General features: G+C 43.3%; 12 protein-coding genes, 4 rRNA genes, 2 pseudogenes and 1 riboswitch. Of the genes and pseudogenes, 16 read left to right on the top strand and 2 right to left on the bottom strand.

Annotated elements, in window-relative coordinates:
- The first annotated feature begins 27 nt into the window (after positions 1-27).
- The 16 genes and pseudogenes from P4S61_RS04460 to ung all read left to right on the top strand — a co-directional run bounded on the left by P4S61_RS04460 (position 28) and on the right by ung (position 16,035).
- On the top strand, positions 28-885 hold the full coding sequence (locus tag P4S61_RS04460) for a tetratricopeptide repeat protein (RefSeq protein WP_145241107.1): 858 nt from the start codon (positions 28-30) through the stop codon (positions 883-885).
- Positions 886-1,521: 636 nt separating this feature from the next.
- Positions 1,522-3,063 (top strand): 16S ribosomal RNA (locus tag P4S61_RS04455).
- Between the two features lie 296 nt (positions 3,064-3,359).
- A 23S ribosomal RNA gene (locus P4S61_RS04450) occupies positions 3,360-6,246 on the top strand.
- Positions 6,247-6,378: 132 nt separating this feature from the next.
- A 5S ribosomal RNA gene (rrf, locus tag P4S61_RS04445) occupies positions 6,379-6,493 on the top strand.
- Positions 6,494-6,555: 62 nt separating this feature from the next.
- Positions 6,556-6,670, top strand: a 5S ribosomal RNA gene (gene rrf, locus P4S61_RS04440).
- Together the 16S, 23S and 5S rRNA genes form the textbook arrangement of a ribosomal RNA operon.
- Before the next feature lie 217 nt (positions 6,671-6,887).
- Entirely contained in the window at positions 6,888-7,316 is a 429-nt protein-coding gene (locus tag P4S61_RS04435; RefSeq protein ID WP_149983394.1) for an FKBP-type peptidyl-prolyl cis-trans isomerase, read from the top strand.
- Positions 7,317-7,364: 48 nt separating this feature from the next.
- Positions 7,365-7,977: pseudogene (locus P4S61_RS04430) on the top strand (histidine phosphatase family protein).
- Between the two features lie 22 nt (positions 7,978-7,999).
- Positions 8,000-8,142, top strand: a riboswitch (cobalamin riboswitch).
- An 85-nt stretch (positions 8,143-8,227) separates the two neighbouring features.
- Entirely contained in the window at positions 8,228-9,064 is an 837-nt protein-coding gene (locus P4S61_RS04420) for an ABC transporter ATP-binding protein (protein ID WP_337118882.1), read from the top strand.
- Positions 9,051-10,046 carry a FecCD family ABC transporter permease gene (locus P4S61_RS04415; RefSeq protein ID WP_337117849.1) on the top strand — a complete coding sequence of 332 codons (996 nt, stop codon included), beginning with the start codon at positions 9,051-9,053 and terminating at the stop codon, positions 10,044-10,046. Before P4S61_RS04420 ends, P4S61_RS04415 begins: the two co-directional genes overlap by 14 nt.
- 4 nt (positions 10,047-10,050) lie before the next feature.
- The gene (gene cobT, locus P4S61_RS04410) at positions 10,051-11,115 is read left to right on the top strand and encodes a nicotinate-nucleotide--dimethylbenzimidazole phosphoribosyltransferase (protein WP_182740682.1); all 1,065 of its coding nucleotides are present in this window, start codon (positions 10,051-10,053) and stop codon (positions 11,113-11,115) included.
- The gene (locus tag P4S61_RS04405) at positions 11,115-11,912 is read left to right on the top strand and encodes an adenosylcobinamide-GDP ribazoletransferase (protein ID WP_337117848.1); all 798 of its coding nucleotides are present in this window, start codon (positions 11,115-11,117) and stop codon (positions 11,910-11,912) included. Before cobT ends, P4S61_RS04405 begins: the two co-directional genes overlap by 1 nt.
- Positions 11,909-12,436 carry a bifunctional adenosylcobinamide kinase/adenosylcobinamide-phosphate guanylyltransferase gene (cobU, locus tag P4S61_RS04400; protein WP_337117847.1) on the top strand — a complete coding sequence of 176 codons (528 nt, stop codon included), beginning with the start codon at positions 11,909-11,911 and terminating at the stop codon, positions 12,434-12,436. The genes P4S61_RS04405 and cobU overlap by 4 nt, the downstream gene beginning before the upstream one ends.
- Positions 12,436-13,938 carry a cobyric acid synthase gene (locus P4S61_RS04395; protein WP_182758786.1) on the top strand — a complete coding sequence of 501 codons (1,503 nt, stop codon included), beginning with the start codon at positions 12,436-12,438 and terminating at the stop codon, positions 13,936-13,938. Before cobU ends, P4S61_RS04395 begins: the two co-directional genes overlap by 1 nt.
- Complete coding sequence (gene cobO, locus P4S61_RS04390) at positions 13,922-14,521, top strand: cob(I)yrinic acid a,c-diamide adenosyltransferase (protein ID WP_145242905.1); 600 nt, start codon at positions 13,922-13,924, stop codon at positions 14,519-14,521. Before P4S61_RS04395 ends, cobO begins: the two co-directional genes overlap by 17 nt.
- Positions 14,521-15,378, top strand: a complete 858-nt coding sequence (locus tag P4S61_RS04385) for a cobalamin-binding protein (RefSeq protein WP_337117846.1) — start codon at positions 14,521-14,523, stop codon at positions 15,376-15,378. Before cobO ends, P4S61_RS04385 begins: the two co-directional genes overlap by 1 nt.
- Positions 15,375-16,035 (top strand): annotated as a pseudogene (gene ung / locus P4S61_RS04380) (uracil-DNA glycosylase). The gene P4S61_RS04385 and the pseudogene ung overlap by 4 nt, the downstream one beginning before the upstream one ends.
- Positions 16,036-16,144: 109 nt before the next feature.
- Here ung and P4S61_RS04375 read toward each other — a convergent pair.
- Complete coding sequence (locus tag P4S61_RS04375; RefSeq protein ID WP_145242910.1) at positions 16,145-16,333, bottom strand: DUF3545 family protein; 189 nt, start codon at positions 16,331-16,333, stop codon at positions 16,145-16,147.
- Between the two features lie 177 nt (positions 16,334-16,510).
- Positions 16,511-17,461, bottom strand: coding sequence for a transaldolase (gene tal / locus P4S61_RS04370; protein ID WP_182735812.1), 951 nt, complete (start codon positions 17,459-17,461; stop codon positions 16,511-16,513).
- Positions 17,462-17,512: the final 51 nt, after the last annotated feature.

Raw genomic sequence — 17,512 nt, 5'->3', positions numbered from 1 at the left:
AATAGTCTGATATGGCAATCAATAGCAATGAATAATATGGTAAATGTTAATCCGCAAAATCTTCAACAAGTGCTGGGTGAAACATCACAACAAAAACTAGTCCTGTTAAGTTTCTTTTCAGCACAAAGTCCAGAGTGTCAATCTCAAGCAGCTATTTTACAGACAATAGCCAAAGATTATGGTGACTATATATTAGTTGCCACATTAGATTGTGATTTAGAGCAAGCACTCGCAGCACAACTAGCACAGCAAGTTGGACTACAAACATTACCAACCTTAGTGCTATTAAAAGATTCAGCACCTGTTGATGTATTAGCCGGTGCACAAGCTGAAACTCAAATCAGAGAAGCGTTAAGTAAACATTTACCGCAGCCTCATGAAATGTTGTTAGAACAAGCCAAGCAAGCACTGATCGCTCAGGATTTAAATCAAGCGTTTAATTTTGCCAAGCAGGCTTACGAATTAGACAATACAAATGCGCGTATAAAATTAGTATTGGCAGATATATGCATTCAAATTCATAAACTGGATGACGCGCAAGCTTTGTTAGCTTCAGTAAATGAAAATGAGCAAGATGCATACTTTACAAATATTCAAGCAAAGTGCGCACAAGCACTTCAAGCACAAGAATCGCCAGAGCTAAAAGCATTACAAGCGAAAGTTGAAAAGTATCCTAACGATCTTGAATTAAAAGTTGAACTAAGTGCAGCATACGACCAAGCAGGCAAAAAAGAGCAAGCGTTAGAGTTACTATTTACAGTGTTGAAAAAAGATTTGAATTTTGCCGATGCCAAGGTAAGTTATTTAGCTATTATTGCCTCTTTACCGGATGGTGATAGTTTAGCGGCTAAATATAGAAGAAAGCTTTACAGTATCCTCTATTAACAAGTTTTTATTTTGTTTTATGGAAAGCGCCGAAGTTAATGGCGCTTTTTTTATGCCAAAAACTTGCGAAATATCGATAATAGATAATACTGAAGATCCTTTCAGGGAAAAGTCGTTGTTATTTTGTACAGTTGACTAGGGGTTTTAGTGTGTTTAGCGCGTAAATTGAACGAACAGCACTTTATTTCAAGTTTTCTTTAAAAAACGCTTGCGTAAAATTCGCCGCGCCCTATAATGCGACCCCACTGAGACGGCAGACAGCAACGCTTAGCGAGGCAAGAGTTAATCAGTTAGTCGAGTAAAACTTGAGTTTAGATTTTTAATAAAGTTTAAAATTAAGTGTTGACAAAAAAATAGGAAAGCGTAACATGCGCAGCCCTAGCGAGATAAAGTTTAACTTTAACCGCAGCGTTCTTTAACAATATAAAGCAATCATCTGTGTGGGCACTCGTACAGATTGAGTTCTAACAGCCAAGCTTGGTTCGCTAAGCAAGGCAAAAAATTTAGAGTCTCAATTGAAACTGAGTGACCAACAGAAGTAACTTATTTATAAGTTGCTTCGGCACAGTCAATTCAATATCGAAAGATATTAAATAAATTCAGAATTCATTGAGCTGTCGAAAGACAAAAAACTTTTAATTGAAGAGTTTGATCATGGCTCAGATTGAACGCTGGCGGCAGGCCTAACACATGCAAGTCGAGCGGTAACAGAGAGTAGCTTGCTACTTTGCTGACGAGCGGCGGACGGGTGAGTAATGCTTGGGAATATGCCTTTTGGTGGGGGACAACAGTTGGAAACGACTGCTAATACCGCATAATGTCTACGGACCAAAGTGGGGGACCTTCGGGCCTCACGCCAAAAGATTAGCCCAAGTGGGATTAGCTAGTTGGTAAGGTAATGGCTTACCAAGGCAACGATCCCTAGCTGGTTTGAGAGGATGATCAGCCACACTGGGACTGAGACACGGCCCAGACTCCTACGGGAGGCAGCAGTGGGGAATATTGCACAATGGGCGCAAGCCTGATGCAGCCATGCCGCGTGTGTGAAGAAGGCCTTCGGGTTGTAAAGCACTTTCAGTAAGGAGGAAAGGGTAGTCTTTAATAGAGGTTATCTGTGACGTTACTTACAGAAGAAGCACCGGCTAACTCCGTGCCAGCAGCCGCGGTAATACGGAGGGTGCGAGCGTTAATCGGAATTACTGGGCGTAAAGCGTACGCAGGCGGTTTGTTAAGCGAGATGTGAAAGCCCCGGGCTCAACCTGGGAACTGCATTTCGAACTGGCAAACTAGAGTGTGATAGAGGGTGGTAGAATTTCAGGTGTAGCGGTGAAATGCGTAGAGATCTGAAGGAATACCGATGGCGAAGGCAGCCACCTGGGTCAACACTGACGCTCATGTACGAAAGCGTGGGGAGCAAACAGGATTAGATACCCTGGTAGTCCACGCCGTAAACGATGTCTACTAGAAGCTCGGAGCCTCGGTTCTGTTTTTCAAAGCTAACGCATTAAGTAGACCGCCTGGGGAGTACGGCCGCAAGGTTAAAACTCAAATGAATTGACGGGGGCCCGCACAAGCGGTGGAGCATGTGGTTTAATTCGATGCAACGCGAAGAACCTTACCTACACTTGACATACAGAGAACTTACTAGAGATAGTTTGGTGCCTTCGGGAACTCTGATACAGGTGCTGCATGGCTGTCGTCAGCTCGTGTTGTGAGATGTTGGGTTAAGTCCCGCAACGAGCGCAACCCCTATCCTTAGTTGCTAGCAGGTAATGCTGAGAACTCTAAGGAGACTGCCGGTGATAAACCGGAGGAAGGTGGGGACGACGTCAAGTCATCATGGCCCTTACGTGTAGGGCTACACACGTGCTACAATGGCGCATACAGAGTGCTGCGAACTCGCGAGAGTAAGCGAATCACTTAAAGTGCGTCGTAGTCCGGATTGGAGTCTGCAACTCGACTCCATGAAGTCGGAATCGCTAGTAATCGCGTATCAGAATGACGCGGTGAATACGTTCCCGGGCCTTGTACACACCGCCCGTCACACCATGGGAGTGGGTTGCTCCAGAAGTAGATAGTCTAACCCTCGGGAGGACGTTTACCACGGAGTGATTCATGACTGGGGTGAAGTCGTAACAAGGTAGCCCTAGGGGAACCTGGGGCTGGATCACCTCCTTATACGATTTAGAACTTATTTGTTCGTAGTGTCCACACAGATGATTGTTAATTAGTGCGTATCCCTTTGGGATAACTAATTAATATGCTCTTTAAAAATTTGGAAAAGCTGATAATAAAATTCGTATAAATACAGTGTATTTGTACAGAGTTTTCAAAAGTAAAAAAGAATGATAGCAGTATCATTCAGTGCCATTTAATGAACGTTTACGTTTGTTGATTGGTATCTACTTTAGTATTCAATATTAACTTCTGGCGAAGTTAAACTGTCACGAAACAAAGACCCGTTTGGGTTGTATGGTTAAGTGACTAAGCGTACACGGTGGATGCCTTGGCAGTTGGAGGCGATGAAGGACGTATTAACTTGCGATAAGCCTAGTCAAGCTAGTAAAAAGCACTTGAGACTAGGATTTCCGAATGGGGAAACCCACCTGCTTGCAGGTATCGTTAACTGAATACATAGGTTAACGAGGCGAACGCGGAGAACTGAAACATCTAAGTACCCGTAGGAAAAGAAATCAACCGAGATTCCGAAAGTAGCGGCGAGCGAAATCGGAACAGCCCTTAAGCTTAATTGGTGTTAATGGAAGGCTCTGGAAAGTGCCACGATACAGGGTGATAGTCCCGTACATGAAAATCCCTTTTAAGTGAAATCGAGTAGGTCGGAGCACGTGAAACTTTGACTGAATATAGGTGGACCATCATCTAAGGCTAAATACTCCCAACTGACCGATAGTGAACCAGTACCGTGAGGGAAAGGCGAAAAGAACCCCTGTGAGGGGAGTGAAATAGAACCTGAAACCGTGTACGTACAAGCAGTAGGAGCCCACTTGTTGGGTGACTGCGTACCTTTTGTATAATGGGTCAGCGACTTATATTTTGTAGCGAGGTTAACCGAATAGGGTAGCCGTAGGGAAACCGAGTCTTAACTGGGCGACTAGTTGCAAGGTATAGACCCGAAACCCGGTGATCTAGCCATGGGCAGGTTGAAGGTTGAGTAACATCAACTGGAGGACCGAACCCACTAACGTTGAAAAGTTAGGGGATGACCTGTGGCTAGGAGTGAAAGGCTAATCAAACCGAGAGATAGCTGGTTCTCCCCGAAATCTATTTAGGTAGAGCCTCGGACGAATACTTACGGGGGTAGAGCACTGTTAAGGCTAGGGGGTCATCCCGACTTACCAACCCTTTGCAAACTCCGAATACCGTAAAGTAATATCCGGGAGACACACGGCGGGTGCTAACGTCCGTCGTGAAGAGGGAAACAACCCAGACCGCCAGCTAAGGTCCCAAAGTCATAGTTAAGTGGGAAACGATGTGGAAAGGCCCAGACAGCCAGGAGGTTGGCTTAGAAGCAGCCATCCTTTAAAGAAAGCGTAATAGCTCACTGGTCGAGTCGGTCTGCGCGGAAGATGTAACGGGGCTAAACTATGCACCGAAGCTGCGGATTCAGAATTTATTCTGAGTGGTAGGGGAGCGTTCTGTAAGCGGTTGAAGGTGTACCGGGAGGTATGCTGGACGTATCAGAAGTGCGAATGCTGACATGAGTAACGATAATGCGGGTGAAAAACCCGCACGCCGGAAGACCAAGGGTTCCTATCCCATGTTAATCAGGGTAGGGTAAGTCGACCCCTAAGGCGAGGCCGAAAGGCGTAGTCGATGGGAAACGGATTAATATTTCCGTACTTGGTATAATTGCGATGGGGGGACGGAGCAGGCTAAGCAAGCATGGCGTTGGTAGTCCATGTGAAAGTGAGTAGGCTAGTGACTTAGGTAAATCCAGGTTGCTGTTAGGCTGAGACACGAGACGAGTCACTAAGGTGATGAAGTTGCTGATGCCATACTTCCAGGAAAAGCCTCTAAGCTTCAGATTATACCGAATCGTACCCCAAACCGACACAGGTGGTCAGGTAGAGAATACTAAGGCGCTTGAGAGAACTCGGGTGAAGGAACTAGGCAAAATCGTACCGTAACTTCGGGAGAAGGTACGCTCCGATTGGTGATGAGACTTGCTCTCTAAGCTGATTGGAGCCGCAGTGACCAGGTGGCTGGGACTGTTTATTAAAAACACAGCACTGTGCAAAATCGCAAGATGACGTATACGGTGTGACACCTGCCCGGTGCCGGAAGGTTAATTGATGGGGTTATCTTCGGAGAAGCTTTTGATCGAAGCCCCGGTAAACGGCGGCCGTAACTATAACGGTCCTAAGGTAGCGAAATTCCTTGTCGGGTAAGTTCCGACCTGCACGAATGGTGTAACCATGGCCACGCTGTCTCCACCCGAGACTCAGTGAAATTGAAATCGCAGTGAAGATGCTGTGTACCCGCGGCTAGACGGAAAGACCCCGTGAACCTTTACTACAGCTTGGCACTGAACATTGAACCTACATGTGTAGGATAGGTGGGAGACTTAGAAGCAGAGACGCTAGTTTTTGTGGAGTCGTCCTTGAAATACCACCCTTGTAGTTTTGATGTTCTAACGTTGGCCCCTGAATCGGGGTTACGGACAGTGCCTGGTGGGTAGTTTGACTGGGGCGGTCTCCTCCCAAAGAGTAACGGAGGAGCACGAAGGTTGGCTAAGTACGGTCGGACATCGTACGGTTAGTGTAATGGTAGAAGCCAGCTTAACTGCGAGACAGACACGTCGAGCAGGTACGAAAGTAGGTCATAGTGATCCGGTGGTTCTGAATGGAAGGGCCATCGCTCAACGGATAAAAGGTACTCCGGGGATAACAGGCTGATACCGCCCAAGAGTTCATATCGACGGCGGTGTTTGGCACCTCGATGTCGGCTCATCACATCCTGGGGCTGAAGTCGGTCCCAAGGGTATGGCTGTTCGCCATTTAAAGTGGTACGCGAGCTGGGTTTAGAACGTCGTGAGACAGTTCGGTCCCTATCTGCCGTGGGCGTTTGAGAATTGAGAGGGGTTGCTCCTAGTACGAGAGGACCGGAGTGAACGAACCGCTGGTGTTCGGGTTGTCATGCCAATGGCATTGCCCGGTAGCTACGTTCGGAACTGATAAGCGCTGAAAGCATCTAAGCGCGAAGCAGGCCTCGAGATGAGTTCTCACTAGAGCTATAAGCTCTCTGAAGGGCCGTTGAAGACTACAACGTTGATAGGCAAGATGTGGAAGCATAGTGATATGTTAAGCTAACTTGTACTAATTACCCGTGAGGCTTAACCATACAACGCCAAACGCGTTTTATGTGATAGTTGATAGCGCAAGAAGTTAATAGACTAAAGTAGATTTACTGAAAACTTTTATTATCAGAATTCCAAATTTTAGTTAATTGCTAACGCGATTAACACCAAATTTGCTTGGTAACAATAGCGTTTTGGACCCACCTGACCCCATGCCGAACTCAGTAGTGAAACGAAACAGCGCCGATGATAGTGTAGCATTTGCTATGTGAAAGTAGGACATTGCCAGGCTCCAAATTTAGTCGAAGGACTTAAAACTTAATAATTAAAATAAGAAAATTGAAAAGAATTTTCTTGGTAACAATAGCGTTTTGGACCCACCTGACCCCATGCCGAACTCAGTAGTGAAACGAAACAGCGCCGATGATAGTGTAGCATTTGCTATGTGAAAGTAGGACATTGCCAGGATCTAATTAAAGAAAGCCCGACTAGAAATAGTCGGGCTTTTTTACGTTTGCAGGAAAGTGATTTAGCAGTGAGATTATGCTGGCGGGCAAAGACAGCGCCAATCATTAAGATCATTTTATTGTTTTGAAAAACTCGCAAACTCACTATAAAACTTAGCGTTTAGGCCTCTACCTATGCGATAAGATTATTATATTTATCATACAAATAGTGGGGCTTCATGGCACGTAAAAAAACAACTAAATCAAAAGGTTCATCAGGACTCAATCGTAAAAACAGTGAAAGCTTCATAGTTAAATTTAGTAATCATGCTGATACTCAACTGTGTGCTTCTGGTTTGATGTATAAAGTAATAGATGAGATCTCTGGTGAGCGAGTAACTGACACAGATACCGTGGTCATCAATCAGCGTATTATGCTTGCTGATGGCAGCGTAATAGCTGATAGTTATAAAGCTGGAATGCCTGAAGTATTTACCTTAGATGAGGCAATCGAAGGATTACGAGAAGGTATTTTATTGATGTCGGTTGGTTCTCGCTATGAATTTGTAATTCCTGCAGAGCTGGCGTGGGGACGCAAGGGGAATGGTGGAAAAATAGGAGCTAATGCCGTTCTACATTTTGATGTGCGCTTAATCCGTTTAGGATGACCATTATGCTATTGTTAAAAGTACTTTTCTTTAATGTAAGAGGGTTTTATGCCGCCATTTTCTAGTCGCGTTTACTTATTACGCCATGGCGAATTGATTGAGCAAGGAGTCTTGGCCGGACAGACAGATTTTTTACTCAGTGAACTTGGCCGTGCGCAATTACATCAAGCGTGCAGTGAGCTAACTAATATTGAGCTTGTACAAAGTTCGACTTTGAAACGATGTAGCGAATTTGCCAGATCTTTTAGCCATGCCCAGCAAATACCACTTTTTCTGACCGATCAGCTCCGAGAGTTTAATTTTGGTGATTGGGATGGCTGTAAATATGATGATTTGTGGCAACAGACGGACTCTCCTAGTATTGGCGATTTCTGGCAAAGCCCTTGGCAAGTAACCCCCTCATGGCGAAAGTATGAGGGATTTTTATCAGCGAATAGCAACGTGGTGGCAAACGTTACTAATTGATATTGCAAGTAATCGTACTCAAGCACAATTAGTTTTAACGCATGCCGGAGTGATCAAGCAACTATTAGGTATTATTTGTCGGTTACCAAAAGAGTCGAATCAGCAAAACATATTTTCAATCGGTTATGGGAAGCTCATTTGTATTGATATTTACATAGATGATAGCGATAAAGCATGGCCAAGAATTGTGTTTTAAAATACTATTTTTAGCCGTCTAGAAAGATATTAATTGAAATATTTACTCACCCGCCCATAATAGAGCCTTATGTATTTTGGAATGGGGTGTAACTCCTCAACTGTTCCCGCAACTGTAAGTCGCAAGCGCGATAAGTCAGATACAAAATACGTTAATTTATTACCTATTGAGCGGGCTAACTCTTCTATTATCACCATGATCATAATGGTTTGTAGTGTATTGGGTTTAGCTATTGCTAGAGAGATAACACATTGCAAATACCAGCAGTAATAGATCCCCCTTACTTGAAGTAGCTAATTTATCGTGGTCGGTGGCAAATACCGCCATTTTGCACGATATTAATTTTGCAATAAAACCAGGCCAATTTATTGGTTTGTTAGGGCCTAATGGCGCAGGTAAATCAAGTTTATTGCGTTGTTTATACCGTTACACTAAACCAGTGTGCGGTGAGGTTATATTTGCAGGGAAAAATATTTGGCAGCTAAGTGCGGATGAATATGCCAAGCAGGTTGCTGTGGTGCTGCAAGAAACACCTTCGCAATTTAACCTATCGCTTTATGATGTAGTGAGTCTTGGTCTTACGCCGCATAAAAGCTTATTTAGTTCGACAACTAAAAATGATCAACAAATTATTTTTCAGGCGATTGAGCAAGTTGGCTTGAGCCATCATTTACAGCAATCGTTTGATTCCCTTTCCGGTGGCGAGAAGCAACGCGCATTGATAGCACGTTCAATTGTACAAAGCCCTCAATTATTAATTATGGACGAGCCTACCAGCCACTTAGATATTAAATATCAAATTCAATTAATGGAGTTGGCTAAATCGCTAAATGTAACGGTATTAGCGTCGTTCCATGATCTTAATCTTGCAGCAAGTATGTGTGATGAACTACTGGTGATAAAGCAAGGTGAGTTAGTTGCAACGGGTAGCCCAGAATATGTCATCACGGAAGAAATGCTCAGCGAAGTATTTGGTGTCTGTGCAGAAGTCTCGGCGCATCCACAGAGTAAACAATTAAATAAGGTCATTCCGCGTATTACCTATTTTTACGGCTATCAAGGTGGTGGCGTTGATGCAAAAAAATAATTATTTTGCAGTCAGCGTGGCGCTATTTTTTGCCTTGTCGAGCATTTTTATAGCACTTAGCTTTGGTGCTGCGGCCAGTAAACTCATTGATGTATACCACAGTATTATAGGTCAGGGAGATGACTCCTTTATAGCGCGGATCATATGGCAACTGCGAATGCCACGAACATTGTTGGCGTTTTTAGCTGGCTCTGGTCTAGCTATTGCTGGTTTAATTTTACAAACCGTAACCCGTAACCCGTTAGCCGATCCTTACTTATTTGGTATTTCATCGGGAGCCTCATTTGGTGTGGTATGTTTTATGACACTAACAGGAGTCAGCGCGGGAATAACAATGTCGGCCGCGGCATTTGTTGGTAGTTTATTGACTATGTTATTACTGGTTTTTATTGCCGGACGAGCAGGTCGCGGACAAGTTGAAAGCATGCTCTTGGCTGGGGTCGCTTTATCCTTTTTATTCAGTGCCTTTACCAGCTTACTTTTATATTTTAGTGATCCACAGGCGATCACGGCTATTTTATTTTGGACGCTAGGCAGCTTTGCTCGCGCACAATGGTCAACGTTATGGTTACCCGCTTTAGTTATTATTAGTTGCACCGGGCTGATGATGGGTTTTCGTCGGCAACTAAATGCAATGTTACTAGGTGATGAAAGTGCTGCAACTTTAGGAATACCGGTACAGCGGTTTCGGTTATTAATGTTGGTATTGAGCTCATTGATCACTGCAGTGTTAGTGGCGATGTGTGGTGGTATTGGTTTTGTTGGTTTGATGATCCCGCATATAGTACGGTTTTTTGTGTCGCAAGGCACTATTACTGGTTTGATCATGACGGCTTTAGTTGGCGGTATATTTATGGTGTGGGTTGATGTGCTATCGCGTATTTTACTTGCAAATCAAGAATTGCCAATCGGTGTTATTACTTCTGCAATAGGCAGTATTTTCTTTTTATCGTTACTTTATTTTCGCAAGCGAGAGAGTTAGTCAGATGTTTAATATACCCACAGTAACTAATCAATTTGGTCACCTCATCATTGATAAGATTAACCAAAAAACTAAACCGCTTGGTGCACTTGGACAGTTAGAACAATGTGCAATACAACTGGTTACTTTGTTTAGCCAAAAAGTGGCAAGCGAAGATGCTTTTAAAACCTTTGCACCTGCAATCAATAAGCCTACTTTGCTGGTATTTGCAGGAGATCATGGTGTTGCTGCACAAGGGGTATCGATAGCGCCCAGTGATGTCACCTCACAAATGGTAGCTAATTTTGTCAGCGGTGGTGCCGCTATTAATGTCTTTTGCCAACAGTTAGGTTGGCAATTAGAAGTGATTGATTGTGGTATTTTGCATCCAGTCACAGCGCCAAGTGTCCATAATTGCCGTCTAGGAAGTATAACAAAGCCACTTAATACAGACATGGCAATGAATACCGCGCAGGTACAGCAAGGCTTTAATAATGCTAAACAGCTGGTGCAGCAGCTCAGTCATAGTGGTTGTAATACAATTGCCTTTGGCGAAATGGGCATAGGTAATACCACCAGTGCAGCAGCGATTATGGCAGCTATGCTGAATTTACCTGCACAGCAGTGTGTTGGCAAAGGCACGGGTGTTAGTGATGATATTGTTACGCGTAAAATAACAGTTGTAGAGCAAGCGCTGGTATTGCATCAGTTACATTTAGCAGATCCTATTTCACTACTTGCAGCGTTAGGTGGCTTTGAAATTGTGCATATTACGGGAGCTATGTTGGCTGCGGCTGAGCAAGGCATGGCTGTAGTAGTTGATGGCTTTATTTGTAGTGCTGCGGCAATGGCCGCAATTAATATTAACCCAGCAGTGAAAGATTATTTAATTTTTGCACATTGCTCAAATGAGCAAGGCCATCGACTGATGTTAAACGCACTCGATGTTAAGCCACTGCTGCAACTTGATTTACGCTTGGGTGAAGGCACTGGCGCTGCGTTAAGTTTACCATTATTGCAAGCCGCACTTGGTTTTTATAATCAGATGGCTAGTTTTGCTGATGCTGGTGTTGAGCAGGTTGTCAGTTAATGCCTAACCTAGAGGCAAATAAAGTAACGCAATGGCAGTTACTGTTATTAGCAATTAGCTTTTTAACCCGGCTACCGGTGCAGTTGCGCTTTAATGTAAGCGGTGCTCATTTAAATCAAGCAAGTCGCTATTTTGCTTTAGTGGGTTTACTGCTTGGTGGATTATTAGCACTCAGCTACGGCATTTTTCAATTACTGTTACCAGCATCAATAAGTGTATTACTAATGATGGCTGTCGGGTTGTTATTAACAGGCGCATTTCATGAAGATGGCTGGGCCGATGTATGGGATGGTTTTGGCGGTGGTTGGCAGGTGTCGCAAAAGCTTGCCATTATGAAAGACAGTCGTCTTGGTACTTATGGTGCAGCGGCATTATTTATTATGCTGCTGGTTAAATTTCAAAGCCTACTCTTTCTTAGTGAGTCATTGATTACTGTATTGAGTGCAATTGTTATCGGGCAATGTGTAAGCCGAGTAGTGGCAACCAGTTTAATTATGGGGATGGAGTATGTAAGTGAGGATGCGACTTCAAAAGTAAAGCCGCTTGCTATGCACCTATCGGTCACTAGTTTAGTTACGTTACTTGTAACCGCCGCTACTTTACTGGTTAGCTTGATTGCTGTTGGTGTATTGTTATGGCAAACCGTATTCATTCTTATCGCAGTATTACTGATCCTAAGAGTCATTTTGATCCGCTGGTTTAAACAGCAGTTAGGTGGTTACACTGGCGATTGTTTAGGTGCGGCGCAGCAGCTAAGTGAAATTGCCATTTACTTAACTTTCGTGAGTATATTATGAACGCTAACCACACATTTATTTTAGGCGGCGCACGCAGTGGAAAAAGCCGCTTTGCTGAACAGCTTGCACAGCAAAGCAATAAAAGCGTTATTTACCTCGCAACGGCGCAAGCCCACGATACTGAAATGCAAGATCGTATAGTCCATCATCAACAACAGCGCTCTATAGATTGGCCGTTAGTTGAGGAGCCAATTGCATTGGCTGAAGCGTTACAAACACACAGCAGCAAAGATAACTGTATTTTAGTTGATTGCTTAACCTTATGGTTAAGTAACTGTTTATGTCACGCCACAAGTGATTGTTGGGATGAACAGAAATCAGCACTACTAAATACCCTTGAAAATTTACCGGGGCAAGTGATTTTTGTCAGTAACGAAGTTGGCCACGGTATTGTGCCTCTGGGCGAGCTAAGCCGCCGGTTTGTAGATGAATCAGGCTGGTTACATCAAGCCATTGCCGCAAAAGCTGCGCGAGTTGAATTTATAATGGCAGGTCTTGCCTTAACACTGAAAGGGCAGTCATGATGAAAACATTAATGGTACAAGGTACGACTTCTGATGCAGGGAAAAGTACTTTAGTTGCAGCATTGTGCCGGGTATTTGTTGAACGCGGGATCAAAGTTGCTCCATTCAAACCGCAAAATATGGCCTTAAACAGCGCTGTAACAGAAGATGGCGGCGAAATAGGTCGTGCGCAAGCACTTCAGGCGATTGCAGCTAAAGTGGTGCCACGGGTTGATTTTAACCCCATTTTACTCAAGCCCAATAGTGATACTGGCGCTCAAGTGATAATTCACGGTAAAGCCATTAGTAATATGGAAGCAGGTGCTTATCATGATTATAAAAAAGTCGCGATGGATGCGGTACTGGCTTCGCAACAGCGTTTAAGCGAAGAGTTTGAGCTACTGGTAGTTGAAGGTGCGGGCAGTCCGGCTGAAATTAATCTACGTGCGGGTGATATTGCTAATATGGGTTACGCCGAAGCGGTTGATTGCCCCGTGATCATTATTGCAGATATAGATAAAGGCGGTGTGTTTGCGCATTTGGTCGGTACTCTTGCGCTATTAAGCGAGTCAGAACAAGCCCGAGTAAAAGGCTTTGTGATCAACCGTTTTCGTGGCGATATAGGCTTATTGCAAGGTGGCCTTGATTGGCTTGAAGAGTACACCGGTAAACCAGTTTTAGGGGTGTTGCCGTATTTACATGATCTCGCCCTCGATGCTGAAGACGCGGTAGCGATAGATAATCAAGTAAGCCAAGCAAAAATAAAAATCGCAGTATTGCTACTTCCTCATATTAGTAACCACACTGATTTTGATGCGCTGCGTTTAAACCCGCAAATTGACATTAATTACATTCGCCATACTCAAGCAATTCCACACGTTGATCTGATCATCATTCCTGGCAGTAAAAATGTTATTAATGATTTAGCCTTTTTAAACAATGAAGGCTGGGGCGAGCAGATTCAGCGTCACTTGCGTTATGGCGGTAAGTTATTAGGTATTTGCGGAGGTTTGCAAATGCTCGGCACAGATATTTATGACCCTGAGGGTGTGGAATCAAGTAAAACACACTGTAAAGCTTTAGGGCTTGCTGATTTTGCCACTCACTTAGGGCAGCATAAAGTACTAACTCAAGCTGCTGGTGTGATCCATCTTGGCGGTCAACAAGCAAAAGTCGCAGGCTATGAAATACACGCTGGTTGCAGCGCTGGCCCAGCATTTAAAAAGCCTTTTTTACAATTTACTCAGCATCCACAGCATGTTAGGCAAGATGGCTTTATATCAGATGATGATTGTATAGCAGGTACTTACTTACATGGCTTATTTGATAGCAGTGCAGCTACGCAACTAATACTGGATTGGGTATTGCCAAATAGTGGTATTACCCAATTAATAGATATAGACACACATCGCGAGCAGCAATTAACGCGCTTAGCCACGATGTGTAAAGAACATTTAGATTTAGACAAAATAACGCAAATTTACCAAAACTGGGAAGGAGTTAATCATGAGCGACACGCATAACGACAAGCACCAACAACGCCAACAAAAAGTAAAAGATAAAGTTGATGAGCGTATAGCCGCAGCACAAACTGAGAAAGGTGTTTTTCAGGTGATCACCGGTAACGGTAAAGGTAAATCAACCTCAGGGTTTGGCACGGTAACACGTTGTGTAGGCCATGGCATGAAAGCTGCTGTGTGCCAGTTTATTAAAGGTACTTGGCCGTGTGGTGAGCGTAATGTATTGCAAGGCGCAGGGGTTGAATTTGCCATTATGAACACAGGTTTTACCTGGGAGACGCAAAATAAAGAATCAGATACCGCAGCGGCGCAAGCGACTTGGCAAGAAGCAAAACGTATGTTGGCTGACGAATCAATTAATTTAGTATTACTTGATGAAATTACTTATATGATCACCTACGGCTACATTGATTTAGACGAAGCACTCGAAGTGATCGCTAATCGTCCGCCAATGCAATCTTTAATTATTACTGGCCGTGGTGCGCACCGCAAGTTAACTGACTTAGCTGATACTGTTAGTGAAGTGCGCAATGTTAAGCATGCATTTGATGCTGGTGTTAAAGCGCAAATAGGATTTGATTATTAATGGCTACGCTTAGGTTTGTACTCGTTTTATCGCTGGCTCTGTGCTGCTTTAAGCTCGTGGCTGATCCTAACAAGCAGCAATTAAGAATTATCGCCTTGGCCCCGCATATTGTTGAAAACCTGTATACCATCGGCGCTGGTGAGCAAATCGTGGGAACCGTGGAATATGCTGATTTCCCTGCTGCGGCCAATGATATCCCACGTATCGGTGGTCACCAAGGTATTCAAATAGAAAAGCTACTGGCCCTCAAACCTGATTTAGTTTTAGCATGGAAAACGGGTAGCAAAGCTGAGGATTTAGCACGTATTAAAAGTTTTGGTATTGATATAATTTACAGTGACGCCAGTGAAGTAGATAAAGTACCCAATGAACTGCGCCGTTTAGGTGAGCTTACTGGACGTGAGCAATCAGCCGAGCAAGCCGCACTTGAATTTGAGCAAAAAATTGCTGTAATCAAAGCCAAGCAGCAAGGTAAAAGTAAGGTCGCGGTATTTTACCAGCTATGGGCAGAACCGATGATGACGGTGGGTAAAAATACCTGGATCAATCAGTTAATCGAAATTTGCCAAGGTCGTAATGTATTTGCTAGCAGCCGAACTGATTACCCTCTGATAAGTATTGAAAATGTGATCGTGGCAAAACCAGAGATCATTATATTGCCTAATGAAAAGTCACAAGCGCAGCAAACGGTGATTGATTGGACACAATGGCCCGAAGTACCCGCGGTAAAGCACCATCAGTTTATTAGCGTCAATGCTGATTTACTACACCGTTTTACCACGCGTATGTTGGATGGTCTTGCTGATATGTGTACTAAAATAGATGATTCACGCGTTGCAATTAAGGAGGCACAATGAGTGATTGGCAAGACTTTTTAAAACCGAATGTGCAAAAACTTATATGCAGCAGACGTTGGATACAGTTGCTCAAAAGCGCAGCGAAGGTATTGCTGTATATCCGCCAGAGCAGTATGTATTTAGTGCATTTGATGCAACACCGTTAAGTAATATAAAAGTGGTTATTTTAGGACAAGATCCTTACCACGGCGAAGGACAAGCACATGGTTTGTGTTTTTCGGTATTACCAGAGGTTGTTAAACTTCCCCCTCATTAAAAAATATCTATAAAGAGCTGGCTACAGATATCGATGGTTTTCGCGTGCCTATGCACGGTTATTTACAACGCTGGGCAGAGCAAGGGGTGTTTTTACTTAATACCGTACTGACTGTTGAGCAAGGCCAAGCCCATTCCCATAAACACTTAGGTTGGGAGCAGTTTACCGATAAGGTTATTGCCCATATTAATCAACACTGTGAAGGTGTGGTATTTATTTTATGGGGTGCTCACGCACAAAAGAAAGGTAAAGGCATTGATAGTACGCGTCACCATATTTTAAATGGCCCGCACCCATCGCCGTTGTCTGCGCATCGTGGCTTCTTTGGTTGCCAGCATTTTTCCGCAACCAATCAGTTATTAACACAGCAAGGGCAAACAGCGATCGATTGGCAAGTTTAGGAATTGTAGATGCTAGGTTATCCTGCGCAGAATATACGTTAACTGATATAAACAAAGGCCCTTACTTTATCGGTAAGGGCCTTTTAGTTGGTTAGTAGCTATTGCGAAATTAAAAATCTAATTCATCAATCGCAATATTGTCTGTAAAAAAGTCTAGTTCCTGTAGTTCTTTACGTAAACGTTGCTTGTCTTTTAAAGCTTCGATTTCGCGCCATTTTCTCTTTTTATTTTTCTGAGAGGTCTTTCTTGTTGTATCAGGACCTTCTAATATCTCTAAAATATCGTCTAGGCTATCCATGAACTTCTCCTATTGAATTTTTTGAACCTCGAAAATACCTATACCACAGGCCACACTAAAATAGAATAAAAAAGTGACATTTATGTTACAGGTAAGTGATAAATTAATGAATAGAGATTATTTTCAGGCATAAAAAAACGCCGCAAATGCGACGTTTAATTTAAACGATAAAAGCGATTACATTGCTTTAAAACGCGCTTCTAGTTGCTCTTGTGCATCAGCAAAAGAACGAATACCTTCAGCTAGTTTTTCTGTCGCCATGGCATCTTGATTATGTAACCAACGGAACTGAGCTTCAGTTAGTGGTGCAGGTTTAGGCTCTTTAGTAATATCACTTTCAAGTAAATACTCCTGTGCACCTTCAAGGTTGCCTAGCTCTTCTAAAAGGTTAGGACTGATGGTTAGTTTATCGCAACCAGTTAGTGCGATGATTTCACCGGTGTTACGGAAACTTGCGCCCATAACAACCGTTTTATAATCATGACGCTTATAAAATTCAAAAATACTGCGTACTGATTGCACGCCTGGATCTTGTAATGGATCAGTTGGTTTTTCTAAGCCGTTAGCAACGTGCCAATCTAAAATACGGCCAACAAATGGTGAAATCAAAAATACGTTAGCATCTGCACAAGCACGGGCTTGAGCATCACTAAATAGCAGCGTTAAGTTACACTTAGTACCTTCTTTTTCAAGTTGCTCTGCGGCTTTAATACCTTCCCACGTTGAGGCAACTTTGATTAAGATTTTATCTTTGCTCACACCTTCTTTTTCATAAAGGCTTAGTAATGTGTGTGCTTTAGCAATTGTTGCTTGAGTATCAAATGATAAACGTGCATCAACTTCGGTTGAAATATAACCCGGCACAATGTCACTGATCTCTTTACCTAGTAATACAGCAAAGTAGTCACAGGCTAGTTCTAATTGTTTAGCAGCGTCTTGCTCGGTTTCTTTAGCATAACTCCACGCTTTATCTAAATACGGCTTATAGGCTTCAATTTCACTGGCTTTTAATAGCAATGAAGGGTTAGTTGTTGCATCTTCCGGTTGGTGTTTTTTAATCGCTTCAATATCACCAGTGTCGGCCACGATAGATGAATGTTGTTTGAGCCTTTGTAGAGCTGAAGTCATTTGCTTTCCTCATTCCAAGCAAGTTAAAAGAAAATCTACTGTAACTACCTT

Origin of the sequence: Pseudoalteromonas sp. B160, assembly GCF_037162485.1 — a bacterium.
Classification (GTDB): Bacteria; Pseudomonadota; Gammaproteobacteria; order Enterobacterales; family Alteromonadaceae; genus Pseudoalteromonas; species Pseudoalteromonas rhizosphaerae.
Note: the sequence above shows the minus strand (reverse complement) of the source record. Positions and strands in the feature narration are given on the sequence as shown.

What these genes read in the sequence shown, in the direction of transcription:
- P4S61_RS04415 (WP_337117849.1), top strand. Translation starts at nt 9,051, where the DNA reads ATGCAAAAAAATAATTATTTTGCAGTCAGCGTGGCGCTATTTTTTGCC.
- cobU (WP_337117847.1), top strand. Translation starts at nt 11,909, where the DNA reads ATGAACGCTAACCACACATTTATTTTAGGCGGCGCACGCAGTGGAAAA.
- P4S61_RS04395 (WP_182758786.1), top strand. Translation starts at nt 12,436, where the DNA reads ATGAAAACATTAATGGTACAAGGTACGACTTCTGATGCAGGGAAAAGT.
- P4S61_RS04460 (WP_145241107.1), top strand. Translation starts at nt 28, where the DNA reads ATGAATAATATGGTAAATGTTAATCCGCAAAATCTTCAACAAGTGCTG.
- P4S61_RS04405 (WP_337117848.1), top strand. Translation starts at nt 11,115, where the DNA reads ATGCCTAACCTAGAGGCAAATAAAGTAACGCAATGGCAGTTACTGTTA.
- P4S61_RS04435 (WP_149983394.1), top strand. Translation starts at nt 6,888, where the DNA reads ATGGCACGTAAAAAAACAACTAAATCAAAAGGTTCATCAGGACTCAAT.
- cobT (WP_182740682.1), top strand. Translation starts at nt 10,051, where the DNA reads ATGTTTAATATACCCACAGTAACTAATCAATTTGGTCACCTCATCATT.
- tal (WP_182735812.1), bottom strand. Translation starts at nt 17,461, where the DNA reads ATGACTTCAGCTCTACAAAGGCTCAAACAACATTCATCTATCGTGGCC.
- P4S61_RS04385 (WP_337117846.1), top strand. Translation starts at nt 14,521, where the DNA reads ATGGCTACGCTTAGGTTTGTACTCGTTTTATCGCTGGCTCTGTGCTGC.
- cobO (WP_145242905.1), top strand. Translation starts at nt 13,922, where the DNA reads ATGAGCGACACGCATAACGACAAGCACCAACAACGCCAACAAAAAGTA.
- P4S61_RS04375 (WP_145242910.1), bottom strand. Translation starts at nt 16,333, where the DNA reads ATGGATAGCCTAGACGATATTTTAGAGATATTAGAAGGTCCTGATACA.